Source organism: Neobacillus citreus (assembly GCF_018343545.2).
GTDB classification, from domain to species: Bacteria; Bacillota; Bacilli; order Bacillales; family Cytobacillaceae; genus Neobacillus; species Neobacillus citreus.
Window position 1 is genome coordinate 336,419 of the sequence record NZ_JAGYPE020000001.1, and the last position, 13,051, is coordinate 349,469.

Annotated in this window: 8 protein-coding genes and 1 pseudogene; 1 reads left to right on the forward strand and 8 read right to left on the reverse strand. The window is 38.2% G+C overall.

Annotated elements, in window-relative coordinates; all coding sequences use genetic code 11:
- Nucleotides 1-21: 21 nt before the first annotated feature.
- The 3 genes and pseudogenes from KHB02_RS01585 to KHB02_RS01595 all read right to left on the reverse strand — a co-directional run bounded on the left by KHB02_RS01585 (nucleotide 22) and on the right by KHB02_RS01595 (nucleotide 6,721).
- Nucleotides 22-2,418, reverse strand: a complete 2,397-nt coding sequence (locus tag KHB02_RS01585; protein WP_213140594.1) for a M14 family zinc carboxypeptidase — start codon at nucleotides 2,416-2,418, stop codon at nucleotides 22-24.
- A gap of 296 nt (nucleotides 2,419-2,714) precedes the next feature.
- Nucleotides 2,715-2,822 (reverse strand): annotated as a pseudogene (locus KHB02_RS01590) (hypothetical protein); the annotation flags it as partial.
- Between the two features lie 293 nt (nucleotides 2,823-3,115).
- Nucleotides 3,116-6,721: a bifunctional 2',3'-cyclic-nucleotide 2'-phosphodiesterase/3'-nucleotidase gene (locus KHB02_RS01595; RefSeq protein ID WP_213140595.1), complete on the reverse strand. Its 3,606-nt coding sequence runs from the start codon at nucleotides 6,719-6,721 to the stop codon at nucleotides 3,116-3,118.
- 212 nt (nucleotides 6,722-6,933) lie between these two features.
- On the opposite strand from KHB02_RS01595, the gene KHB02_RS01600 reads away from it, so the two are divergent.
- The gene (locus KHB02_RS01600) at nucleotides 6,934-7,134 is read left to right on the forward strand and encodes a hypothetical protein (protein WP_213140596.1); all 201 of its coding nucleotides are present in this window, start codon (nucleotides 6,934-6,936) and stop codon (nucleotides 7,132-7,134) included.
- Nucleotides 7,135-7,199: 65 nt separating this feature from the next.
- On the opposite strand, the gene KHB02_RS01605 is transcribed toward KHB02_RS01600, so the two are convergent.
- From KHB02_RS01605 to KHB02_RS01625, 5 genes are all read right to left on the reverse strand, one after another.
- Nucleotides 7,200-7,772 carry a hypothetical protein gene (locus tag KHB02_RS01605; protein WP_213140597.1) on the reverse strand — a complete coding sequence of 191 codons (573 nt, stop codon included), beginning with the start codon at nucleotides 7,770-7,772 and terminating at the stop codon, nucleotides 7,200-7,202.
- A 235-nt stretch (nucleotides 7,773-8,007) separates the two neighbouring features.
- Entirely contained in the window at nucleotides 8,008-11,091 is a 3,084-nt protein-coding gene (locus KHB02_RS01610; protein WP_213140598.1) for an MMPL family transporter, read from the reverse strand.
- A gap of 181 nt (nucleotides 11,092-11,272) precedes the next feature.
- Complete coding sequence (locus tag KHB02_RS01615; RefSeq protein ID WP_213140599.1) at nucleotides 11,273-11,803, reverse strand: TetR/AcrR family transcriptional regulator; 531 nt, start codon at nucleotides 11,801-11,803, stop codon at nucleotides 11,273-11,275.
- A gap of 167 nt (nucleotides 11,804-11,970) precedes the next feature.
- Entirely contained in the window at nucleotides 11,971-12,597 is a 627-nt protein-coding gene (locus tag KHB02_RS01620; protein ID WP_213140600.1) for a fumarylacetoacetate hydrolase family protein, read from the reverse strand.
- A 67-nt stretch (nucleotides 12,598-12,664) separates the two neighbouring features.
- Nucleotides 12,665-13,051, reverse strand: a 387-nt coding sequence (locus tag KHB02_RS01625; RefSeq protein WP_241113657.1) for a glutaminase, incomplete at its 5' end; no start/stop codon positions are given.

Genomic DNA, 13,051 nt, shown 5'->3' on the forward strand with positions numbered 1-13,051 from the left:
CGCCAGGCCTTCACTTTATTCTTATTTTTCAAAAATGGCATTGGATAATAGTCGGAACAAGTAATCTGTATGATCACGGAAGCCGGCTTCTAATCCAATCAACGTTACGTCTTTATCCTGCTCTTTCACAATAACAGCCTGGCCCTTTGCTTCCGCTTTTTTATTAATCCAATGGCCAGCCATAAAGAAATCATCTTCGCTTCCTAAACTAGCAATTACTTCATCATTCCCTGTACCAGTATACCAAACGGGACGGTAAACAAAACCAAGATCATCCTTGCCGTACCCGGCAGATACCCCAGTTCCCGAATAATTTACCTTTACGATTCCGTTACTGTTAGAGCCGGCGGCATTAATGGTATCATCAGTAAGTCCTAGGGTTTTGGTTGCGCTCGATGCCCCTGCACCGACCGCAATATACTTTCCACCTTTACTTACAAAATCAGAAACATTGTTTTTAAAAGAATCAAACTGGCTGGCTGCCTGGAAGCCAAATTCTTTATTGGCAGCAGATAATCTTTCAGGTAAGTAGATGAGACTTTCTGTTCCGCTATAGACAAATACATCAAATCCACTTAAACCATTTTCAGCAACTTCTACAGGCGTCACTTCTGTTACAGCAAAACCAAGTCGTTTAAGGGCCAGCTTTGTACCGCTGTGGGACTGTTGTTTTCCCATGCCGCCGTCCTTTAAGATTGCGACTTTTATGCTCGATAGTTTAGCGCCATTTGCTGGTACCTTTTCAGTGCTTCCCACTTGGATGCCAGATGCCTTGACCGCTGCAGCAATTTGATTAGCTGCTGCCTCTACATAAAAGTCACCTTTTTCATCACGCTTCACAGATACGCCTTGCTGAAGTAGTGTATTTACTAGATTAACAGCTTTTACAGAAGTATTCGGTATAACAAAAGGTCCTTTTCCGGTAACCGCACCTTGATCTGTAACCTGATTAACCTTAGTTGTAACTACATTCACATCATTTTCCGTTGAAATAGCTTCAAAGCCCCAAAGCTCCGGTAAACTCCATGCTGAAATGTCATACATCGCTGGTGTATCGTTCGAGATGTCCTCTCCATCCCATAGCATCGTGTTAGCTAAACCGGCCTTGGCCTGATCCATTTTTACAATATAGGTTCCTTTTGGATAGTTTTTTCCATCAGCAGTAAAATCTTTTGCTGCCTGAACCACTTCAATATCGTTTTTCAGCAAATGATTAACGGCTTTATCCGTTACAGTCGGATCCTGTTCATTAACCGACAGGATATAAGCTTTTGGGAAGAAGCCGTCCTTATGGAACGGATGGTCAAAGTTGATACCACGTTTAAACATTTCAATTTGATCGGTAATCATCGCTTGCTTATTCTCCGTAGCAAATTTCAGTGCACCCATAATGGCATCATACTGCCAGCGAACACCATCCCAATCGTTGGTTGGTGCTTCTAATGTATGACCATAAGCACCATGGTACATCGCATACATCGGAGTAAAAATTGGCGGATAGTCATCCCAACCTGCAGCATCATCGCGCTGTGGAACATAAACACCTTCCATGCTCTGATAAAGTGTCCCTTTAAAACTAGCTTTATCGCCCATGATGTTGGCTTCCATTGCTTCAGCCTGCTGATAGGCCCATTTGTTATACAAATCATATTCATAGTTTGGATTATGCGGTGGTGTACAAGGTTCGATTAAGCCTTGATGGTTTGGAGCATAATTTTTCACATAACCATGTGTGTCAAGGAATACCATTGGATTCCATTCTTTAATCAACTCAACCGTTTCCTGCGTTTCCGGCTGTGATTGCGTGATAAAATCACGGTTTAAATCAATTCCTTCACCGTTAAAACGGGTAGCATTGACACGACCATCAGGATTTTGGACAACATTAAAAATTAGTATATTGTTAGCTAAAATATCTTTTGTCTCTTGATCATCCTGTGTCGCAAAGCGTTCAATTAACTGAAGAACTGCATCGCTTCCTACAAACTCTGTTCCATGTATTGAACCATTGATCATAATCGGAACTTTAAAATCCGGGTTGGCGGCAATCCAGTCTTGAGCCTTGCTTGGATTTTTAAACATTTGTTTCCGTAATGCTTGTATTTTACCAAATTTTCCTTGTGTGGTTGGGTCTGCAATGGTGACAACATAAAGAGGATTCCCGTCTGCTGATGTTCCACGGACTTCAACCTTCACACGGTTGGATTGTTTCTCAATATCTTTTAGCTTCGTGCCGATTTGCGAGAACTTAACAAAATCATAGTTCTCACTATTAAACTTGCTTCCATCTTGTTCTTCATATGTATTAACGTTTGTCCACTTTTGCCCCTCAGCATAACCAGCTGAAAATGGAACAGTAGACACTAGACTAATAATCAACAAGCTTGCTGCGGCTTTTTTCTTTTTGTTCTTTTTCATTGATTTACCCCCTAATTATGTATATTTACTATCTTTATTGCATTTTTATTCTATTATCAATAAATAAAAATAACATCCTACTATTTTCCTGAATTGTAAGTGGATGGAGTGGGATTTAGTATCTATTATTATGAAACAGGCGTTTCCGCTGCTTAGCACCGCTAATGTTTGAGCAAGGAGGGGGTAATTTCATAATTAACCACTAAGAAAAAAAGAAGCCTAAGTCTAAGACTCAAGCTCCATCTACTGTATTATTCGCCGCTTTTCTTGCTCTATGCGCCAATACAACTTATTTAATGATAAAAATAGTAAATCCTCGAGTGATCTAAAAACATACCAACAATACTTCTGACGGTTATATTTTCTCTGACACCTTTAATCCCTGGACGCAGGCAGCAAATTCCTCACAATTAAATCAGGCCTTGATCACTGGATTCCTGTCTCAAATATCAATCATTCAAACCAATCATTATTGTGAAAATAATCCATCCCCTTGTAATCATCGCCATGCATAATAGGTAAGTTAATATATAGAAGAGTATAAATAATCGTAGTTAAATAGATAGATAAAAAGATAGTTTCCATTCCAAACACCTCATTAGTCTTTAAAAATTATAGATCAATCAGGATTAAAAAACAGTCAAAAAAAGCTTGGTCTAGGAACTCCTAAACCAAGACTTTTTTGAGTTTATTCATTTTATTGTGCAATAGCCAATGGAATTAATTGTTTAATGCGCTCTTCCGCTTTATATTCAAATGGTTTCGGAAGTGTTTTTACAAAATTAACAGTTGCCTGAAGATCTTCTGGGCCAACTTCTAAATCTGTTGCAAGATCTTTAATACCATATTTGACATTACCGTACATATAGTTGTTAACAACCACTGTATATTCTTTATTTTTGTCAATCCTTGAACCATCCGGCAAGAAGATATCTGCGACTTTACCTGTATTTCCATCCCATGTGTACTTAAAACCGGCAACATGAAAATCTAATCTGTATGTTTGTGTCCCATCTGTCTCAGTAAACGGAGTAATTTGGTTATTTAGAACCGTTTCCAAATCTGAACCGCTAAGCTTTACTTTATTTAACACATTGCCGAAAGGCTGGATTGAGAAAAGGTCGCCAAACGTTACTGTCCCCGCATCAAGATTTGCCCGGACACCGCCGCCATTCATTAAAGCAAAATCCGTATTCATTTCGGCCTTCATTCCATCCGCAATCATATTTCCAAGTGCAAAATCGCCTGTTACTGCACTAGGATAAGCTTTATCTAAAGTTGTTTTAGACTCCCCAACTTCTTCTGCTTTAATTGGAGCAATCTTTTCCTCATACTTTTGCATGATCGCAGATACCTCTGGGTCGGGTTGGTAATCTTTTTGGAATACCGTTACAATCTCTGCTTTCTTGTCCACAATGTCCCCGCTTACTGGGTCAAGTTCAAGATCGACATCGGAAAAAGCAGAGCCATATGAATAAGCCTGAACGATAAGCTTGTTATCTACTACTTTATTAACCCCGACATGGTTATGAGCAGCAAAAATAACGTCTACCTCATCATCGATATTTTCAGCAATTTTTGAAGCATCATAGGAATCTGAATTACCTGTTTGGGTTGTTGGATTATGCGCGAGCACCACAATCGCTTTAATACCTTGCTTCTCTAATTCAGCCGCATATTTGTTTATGGCTTCTGCTTCATCAGTGATTTGAAGATTTTCGTTTCCTTTAGAAACAATCATATTAGGTGTTTCTTGTGTCACGACACCGATAAATCCAATCTTTTTGCCGCCAATTTCTTTTATTGCATAAGGTTCGGTAATTAATTTTCCGGTTGAATTATCATACACGTTCGCTGCTACTACCGGGAAATCCATCCCTTTATAACCAGGACTACCTTTTGGATGGTCACCGCCATGGATCATGCGCTGTAATTCTGCGATTCCTTCATCAAATTCATGGTTCCCTAGTGTACCAACATCAAAATGCATCGCATTCATCACTTCAACCGTCGGCTCATCTTGGAAAAGTGCGGAGATAAGCGGGCTTCCGCCAATCATATCACCTGAATGAACTAAAAAAGTATTAGGGTTTGTTGCTTTACGAACTTTCATCGCCGCAGCTGTGTACTTCATATTACCTGCTAGCTCTGTTCCAACTTTTGTACTTGTATCAAGCTGCCCATGTAAATCGTTTAAACCTAGTAATTGTACTTTTATCGGACTTAGATTTAACTTGAAGATTCCAAAACCCTTGTCATCTGTTTTGTTTGTATAAGTGATATTGCTGCCTTGGTTAATATAGCCTTCTGCATTAGGAGATGTAGTAAACGTAACATTAACACCGCCATCGATTGGAGCAATCGACCAATTGTTATCAGCAGTAGGCATAATCTCTTTCATTTCAGAGATATAATCCATTAAGATTTGACGGTTCTCATCAGCAGAGTCGACTACTAGTTCACTTCCTTTTAGACCCGGGAAGTTACCGCCGCCACCTGCACGGTAGTTGTTTGTCACAACAATAAAATCTTGATTTGGTTCCACCGGTTGGCCGTTATAAGTCAAATTAATAACACGGCTTGCATCTGGATTAATCATTTTTCCAGTTGAATCGTACTTTGCAGGTTTTGTTATATCGATTTGATAGTGTACACCGTCAATGACATCAAAGTTATAACCAGGGAACGTCGGGTTTAATAGGGGCTGCTCGTCCGTTTTTGCCGGATCAATCTGATTGAATTTCCCGGCAGACATTTCAATCCATTCTTTAACCACTGAGCCTTTTACCTTTATCGCCTTTAACGTGTTGTCATAAAGGTATAAATCGCTAGCGCTTCGGATGGTCAAATCCCCTTTTTTAATTTCGGTATATTCTGCAGGCCCATTCCCGCCGGCCTTGAATGGGGCTCCCGCAGAAAGGATTGGCACATCTTTATATTCTGGTTTACTTTGAGCGATGTACTTTTCGGCATACCATTTTTGAGCATTCGTTACAACTTGAATAGAAGGATCATCCTGAACTAATGAAAAGTAACTGTGGATATCATCAGTTGTTTTACCGATTGGTGTATTTACATAGTTAACGGTTGCCTCGTGATCGGCTTTTAACAGATCGGAAATAGTTGGATCAGGCTTAACAGTGCTCTCTGTTTTCGTCTTACCGGTAGCAGAATCCTTTACATCCTTATAGGTCTCACGGGTGGAGGATTGCGAATTAACCACAGACCATTTGCCTTTTTCTTTCTTCAGCTGAAGATCGATTAGTCCTAAGGAACCGCCGCCGTAACCTGCTTGGACTGCAGGAACACCATTAATGGTACCCTTTGCGTTATCCACTCCTGGTAAAGGTTTTTTGTCAGCACCTAAAAACGAACTATCGAGAGCTGCTTCCGACTTAGCAGGGAACAACTTATGAGTATGAGAAAAAGTAATGGCGTCTATGCCAGGTACTTCACTTAATGAGTAAATCACATTTTCCGTACTTGCCTTATCACTGTTAAATCCAGAATGCGTCAAAGCGATGACGATATCAGCCCCTTGTTCTCTCATCTGTGGGACGAATTTTTTTGCCGTTTCAACAATATTTTTGGCAATGACATTACCGTCTAAATTGGATTGATCCCAGTCACTAATTTGTGGAGGAACGAATCCGATATAACCAATTTTAATCACATGGGTTTTACCACTCTCATCGATTACCTTTTTATTGATAATGCGAAATGGAGTATATTTATTAATATCATTTTCTGGATTTTGATCATGATCATCCATATATACATTTGCATTTATAACGGGAAAGTTGGCATCATCATATACTTCATCTAGAAAGTCCAAGCCGTAATTGAATTCATGGTTTCCGAGTGTAGCCATATCGTAACCCATTTTGTTCATGGCTTTAATGGCAGGATGTAGTTCACCCTCTTTTATTGGTTCAATTTTTGCTTTGTAAGTTCCTAGAGGAGTACCTTGGATTAAGTCTCCATTGTCTACTAAAATACTATTTTTCACTTCTTGTCTTGCTTGTTTTACGAGTGTGGCAGTCTTGGATAAACCTACCTTCTCATAAGGGGCATCCTTAAAATAATCATAAGCTAATAGATTTGTATGAATATCAGTCGTTTCCATGAGACGCAAATTTACAAAGTCTTTATTGGATTGCTTTGATAAAACGTTTACTGGTATATTTTTATTTTGTAATTCTGCTGCATTCACTTGTGAGGAAAGCAGCGGCACTGCCATTATGGTCAAGGCTAAAGAAGCTGAAAGTATTCTTTTCGGCCCAAATGTTTTTCTTTTTTTCATTCTAAATCACCTTTCTTGTGAAAGTAGTTTTTGAACAGATTTTACTAGACTTACAGTTAGTAGTTTAACAAGCTAATATTTATTTCTTGTATTTATTGTGTTAATTAAGTGTAAATCTGCGCTCTTTACAAAAATTTTACATAGGATTTATAGGGTTTTATTCATTTTTGGCAAATTCTATACATAAGAAACCTAAAAGGGGGAATTCGTTCATGAAACGTAAAAGAACCTATTTTATGATTGAAGATTTGGTGTTTGAAGTTGAGAAACCGGAAATTCCGGTAAAACATATAAAAAAAACACAGATTAAAATTGAAAATGAGGAATATAAAGAATTACGAAAAGAATTCAATGAAGATGTTTATCATATTGTAAAGACACCTGATGGGTGGGTAATTTCAGAAAAAGAGTAACATAAGTTATTTTTTTCCACACACAAAAAAACCTAGATAATTCATCATTATCTAGGTACTCTTTCTTAGAGAATATCTCGTTTTAAAGAATTTTTAAGCAGTTTAATTTCTCCATTTGGTTTAGGAAATTCACTAATGTTTTCATATTTTTCGTCCCTATTTGGATTGGTTGAATCTTCAAGCACATATTCCTTAAACGAACAGCTAAATAGTTTACGCGCGATTCTTCCTTTTTCTCCAATTAGGTTGAACCAGCTTTGCCTAACATAAAAAGGGTTCGTTAATATTCTATCAATAATAAAAGAAATGCTGTCCTTTTCTTCCTCTGATGTAAATTTTATTTTTGAAGAAAGGGCTAAGATAAAATAGTTTTTTGACTTATCTACTTCCAGTAATTGAAGATGGTACCTCTCACGCTGCTTTTCATTGAAGTCCTTTAGTACCATTTCGATACTTTTATCAATATCTATTTCAAATTTACCCGCATCTCTCCAGCACGATACTCGTGGATCAAATAAAGACAGTGTTAGTATATAATATGCTGCATAGTTTTTGTGATCAAATACTTCATTGCGTTTTTTTTCATCTTCCGGTACTACAATAAATTTTTTATAGTCTGCAAAAAAATGATCCATCATATCATACACCTTCTTTCAAACCTTAATAGAATGGTTGAAAACAGTTTTTCTCCTTATCTTTCTACATATCTTTTATATTTCTTTTTTAAAACTTAAATTCCTGCTTATTATTACATAAATCCACATTAAGCATGGTTTTTACTAAAAAAGTCCTATCACCTGATCAAAAAATGTCGTAATAAGGGTTACAAAATGATCCCGATAGCATTTGCCATCGGGACCCTCTACCTACTTATTAAATTACTTTTTCCTCCAAGCTCAATTCATCTTCCTTTTTACGAGAAAATAAATGGGCAAGGGCCTCTGGCAGGGCAATCATCGCTGGCAAAAAGACCGGAAGCAGGATAAAGCATAGGACGACAAGACCTGTGATGACGGCTATTGCCAATTCACCCAAGAGGATAATTCCGGATGGCATTAGTGTAGCAAAGGTGCCACCGAGTATAATGACTGCCGATATAATGACTCCACCTGTATGTCTGGAAGCCAAAACGATTGCCTCTTTTGGCGACAGCTGTTGATATTCCTTATAGCGCATCATTAAGAATATGCTATAGTCCACTCCCAAGGCTACAATGATGATGAAAGAGAAGAATGGAACAAAGGAAGAAATACCGGCATATCCCAGCCAATCTATGAAAATATAGTTAATGATAAACATTGCAGTATAATAGGCTCCTAAAAGGGACGCAGTGATGAAAACTGGTGTCCAGAACGAACGTATGACTAAGAACAAGACAAGTAATACTCCGATAATGACGATCGTGGTTGCTTTATTCAAGTCACGGCTCAAGATATCGTTCATATCATTCGTTGTGGCGCTTGGTCCTGACACACCCGACATGGCATGTGAAAGATTTGTGCCTTTTAGTCCATTGGAAACAGCTTTATTGATCTTATTGATCGTGTTTAAAGCATCTTTAGAATAAGGGTCATTCTCTAACACAATCGTCATCTTCGTAATTTTTCGATCATTGGACATGAACACGTCTAATGATTTTTTAAAGTTTTCATCCGTCAATGCTTCCTTCGGGATAAAGAAGGTTTTACTTGTATTAAACTGTGTTAAGAAACCATTCGTCTTTCCTAAACCGGCAGAAATTTGCTGTAAACCACCGTTTACTTCTGATAGCTTTTGTCCAAACGTACTGAATCCATTGAGACCTGCTACAAGCTGCTGCTGACCTGACTTCATCTGGCCAAGTCCATTGGTAACACTATTCATATTAGTTACGATTGTACCTATTCCCGACGAAGCTTTCCCTAGGCCATCTTCCAGCTTTTTCAAACCATCCGCCATCTGGGATAAGCCGCTGCTCATGCTGGCAAGATTATTATTTGCTGTAGCGAAACCAGCCGTTACTGCATTATAATTTTCATTTAATGTGTTGATTCCTTCAGGTGTAATTTGACTTAAAGACGATGATACCTGATCAATTGTTTGCTTTAGTGCTAGGTAATTGGTGTCATTACTCGAATTTGAATAACTGCTGCCTAAAGCATCCACCATGGTCTGCATTTGCGTGAGTGCGCTTTTTACACCAAGCAGTGCCTGTGCTGCACCTTGGTAGTGGGTTCCCATCTCAGCGTAGCCAGCCTGCATTTTTCCATAATTATCTGCTAACACCGCTACTCCACTGCTCATCTTTGACAAATTCGTTTGGATGGCAGCAATGCCGCTCATAATCGTTTGGGAGTTGCTTGATCCACCATCTATTCCGGATTGGATTTGCTTTAATCCATTTGTTAGTGCGGTCATACCTTCTTGAAGCTTTGCTGTACCATCCACCATTTGGTTAACCTGTGAAAAGTCCGCAGAACCCAATTTTTCTTGAGCAAGCTTCAAGCCATCATTTATTTGATCCACACCATCTTGAGTTTTTGAAATACCATCCGTTACAGACCCCATTTGACTGTCGACGTAAAAACCAGCAATTGGTTCTCCTTGAGGTTGTGTTGCTGAAGAAACCTGCTTAACCCCATTAATACTCTTGAGTCTCTCGGTCAAGTCATCAATGACGGCAAGTGACTCATTATTATCTAGTGTTTTATTATTTTCAATGACAACAGTAGCTGGCATTGCCTGGCCTTTGCCAAAATGTTCCGCCACAATATTAAATCCTTTGGAAGAAGGATATTTATTACCAAGTTCTCCAATGGTATCAAAGTTGAGCTTTTCCTGATGTAAATACACCATTGGCCCTATGATCAAAAGTAATACAACGACTGTTATAATAGGATGCTTTGTTCCAAAGGAGGATGTTTTCCCCCAGAACTTGTTTTCCTTATGGCCCAATACATTCTTTGAAGGCCAGAAGAGCTTCTTGCCCAAAACTTTCATAATGAATGGTGTTAAGGTCAAAATTTCAAGCAATAGTATGGTTACACCTATGACGACAACCACACCGGATTTATAAATTGGTGATTCGGCAAAAACGAGAGCAAGAAACGCGATAAATACCGTTAGAATACTATACGCAATCGTTTTACCCGCCGTTTTATAGGTGATTACGATGGAATCATCAATCGAGTTATCATGGGATAGTTCCTCCCTAAATCGATTGAAAAGAAGGATGTTGTAATCTGTACCGATACCAAAAAGAATGAGTATAAGAAGCATTTGGGTCAGACTCGTTATCGGAAACCCTGCTTTATCAATTAATTGAGCGGCGATTCCCATCGAACATAAATAGGAAAAGGCTACTGCTATTAAGGAAATAAAAGGTGTAACTACTGACCTGAATGCAAGGATAAGGACAACTAAAATAAAAATAACGGTCAATGCCGCACTCTTCTCGACTCCTGCTTGTGATGCCTTCAAATAATCATTATTGATAAAATCTTCACCGCTAAGATAATATTCAACAGGTACTTTACTAAGCTTGCTGTCTAGTTGTTTTTTGATATCATCAATTTCTCTTGCTTTCTTATCGAGCTTGAAGCTCACCATCAGTGTGGTACCATCTTTAGAAATTAAAGAGCTTTTTGCTTCAGGTATACTGAAAGGATCAATCATGTCTGCAATACCCAGCTCTGAGCTGTCATCGCTTATGGCCTTTACAGCATCACCAATTTTTTTCATGTCATCATTAGAAATTTTATGTTTATCGTAAAAAACGATAATGTTGTTTGTACCTTTAGTGGTCTCCATCTTTTTCAGGATCTGGTCTGCGATGGCTGAAGGACTGTCATTACTCGTTCCTTGCTGTCCTTTTTGTCGCAATATGGCATTGATATCCGGTTGAATGGCCGTAAGCAATATGGTCGCAATTAACCAAATGGCAAATATTGCCCAACGTCTTTTTATGATTGTTTTCACCTTGCAGCTCCCTCCCATGTTGTTTTTTAATGCTTAAGTTCCCTGTTCGTTTCTCCCGGAAAGTATAAAACATCAAAAAATCCTTTTTCACAATAGTCACTATAGCAAGGTGGAAAGATGGGTTCAAAGAGCAAAAAAGAACGAGCGTGTTAAAATAATACATTTAAAGTAATTTGTATTATTAATTCATCACCTGATTAAAGATTTCGAACAACTCGTCTTTCTGGTAATTATATTCTTTACTCATCCAATTCTGTAAAATGGTCATAAATGAAGTGGCATATAAGTCACAAATGACATCAGGATACTTCGACTGATTGATCTTTTTAGAAATGGGATCGTTTTCTGTTTTGGAATGTTCCCGTATAATATCACTTGCAATTTTCACCATGCTTTTGAATAAAATATGTCCATCAGACCCTAATAAAGTATTTTCAAATAACACAGAATTTTTTTCTACATAATCAACAAGTAATTTAAATGGGTCAGCATTCGATTTTTTATTCAAATGAATAATCTCTTCAGATAAATGATAAATAAAATCTTTGAGTAAACTGTATTTATCTTCATAATAACGATAAAACGTGGTGCGATGAATTAAGGCATCATCACATATTTCCTGAATCGTGATGGACGAAAATCGTTTCGTTTGCAGAACATGAATAAAGCTTTGGATGATTTGGCGTCTCGTGCGTTCGGTTGTATAGTTCATAGTGCACATTCCTTATATTCATTTTTTGAGGATAATCGAATACTAGCGAAATCTATTGTACGGTTATATTTCAATAGATAACAAGACAAGAATAGTCCTACTCCATGCGCAGGCTTAAAAAACTGTCAAAAAAGGCCCAAGGTGTTCCTTAGAGCCTGTTAAGTAATTTAATTTAGTTTTATAATACTTTCACCAAGAACCGAAGTTCCCCAAAGTAATGATAAATGATCTTTGTCCCTTACTGGTCCAACGCCTTCAGGAGTACCCGTAAAGATTAAATCTCCTTCCCCTAATCCAAAGTTTAGGGCGATGAAATCAATTATGGTCTGCAAATCAAAGATCATATTTTTTATGTTCCCTTGCTGTACCGTTTTCCCATTTATAAGAAGAGAAAAATCGGTCTTCATCATTTCTTCTTTCCCTGGAAAGAAGATGAATTTGCTCACAATAGCTGAGTTCGGAAACCCTTTTGCCAATAGCCATGGCTGGCCTTTTTTCTTAAGTTCACTCTGAACATCCCGTAAGGTAAAGTCGATGCCAATGGCCATACTGTCGACTATTTCCTCTACTCTCATCCCTTTTTCATAGGATTTTCCTATCCTTATCACTATTTCTGTTTCAAAATGGATAGAACCTCGATTTCCAGGCAGTAAAATTTCCTGACCAACAGCTTCCGCCAAGGCATGAGTAGGTTTGGAAAAAATAATCGGAGAAGTCGGCACTTCATTTTGCAGTTCCTTAGCATGCTCAGCGTAGTTTCGACCGACGCAGTAGATATTAGAAATCTTATTCATGACAATCCCTCATTTTATAGTAATTATTAAAACTTACTCTTACATCAACTATACAACAAGGAATCGCTTAAAACATGCTCAACCGATATTTTCTTGACAAAATTTCTAGTAGTTTAAGTCCAGCCACACTGTTCCCTTTTTCATCCAAAGCGGGACCGAAAATGCCAATACCAAATTTACCAGGTACAGACCCCATGATCCCGCCTGATACCCCACTTTTAGCCGGGATGCCTATTTTTATGGCGAATTCACCGGAAGCATTATACATTCCGCACGTAACCATAAATGTTTTGCAAATTCTCGCTACATCGTCAGGCATAATTCTTTTTCCGTTAAGTGGATCAACGCCATCCATTGCAAAAATCATCCCAATTCTTGCTAAATCCAAACAATTCATTTCTACCGCACACTGTTTGGTGTATAAATCTAATAATGTTTCAACATCCTCAGTAAT

Coding starts and splice junctions, on each gene's coding strand:
- KHB02_RS01585 (WP_213140594.1), bottom strand. CDS start 2,418: ATGAAAAAGAACAAAAAGAAAAAAGCCGCAGCAAGCTTGTTGATTATT.
- KHB02_RS01595 (WP_213140595.1), bottom strand. CDS start 6,721: ATGAAAAAAAGAAAAACATTTGGGCCGAAAAGAATACTTTCAGCTTCT.
- KHB02_RS01600 (WP_213140596.1), top strand. CDS start 6,934: ATGAAACGTAAAAGAACCTATTTTATGATTGAAGATTTGGTGTTTGAA.
- KHB02_RS01605 (WP_213140597.1), bottom strand. CDS start 7,772: ATGATGGATCATTTTTTTGCAGACTATAAAAAATTTATTGTAGTACCG.
- KHB02_RS01615 (WP_213140599.1), bottom strand. CDS start 11,803: ATGAACTATACAACCGAACGCACGAGACGCCAAATCATCCAAAGCTTT.
- KHB02_RS01620 (WP_213140600.1), bottom strand. CDS start 12,597: ATGAATAAGATTTCTAATATCTACTGCGTCGGTCGAAACTACGCTGAG.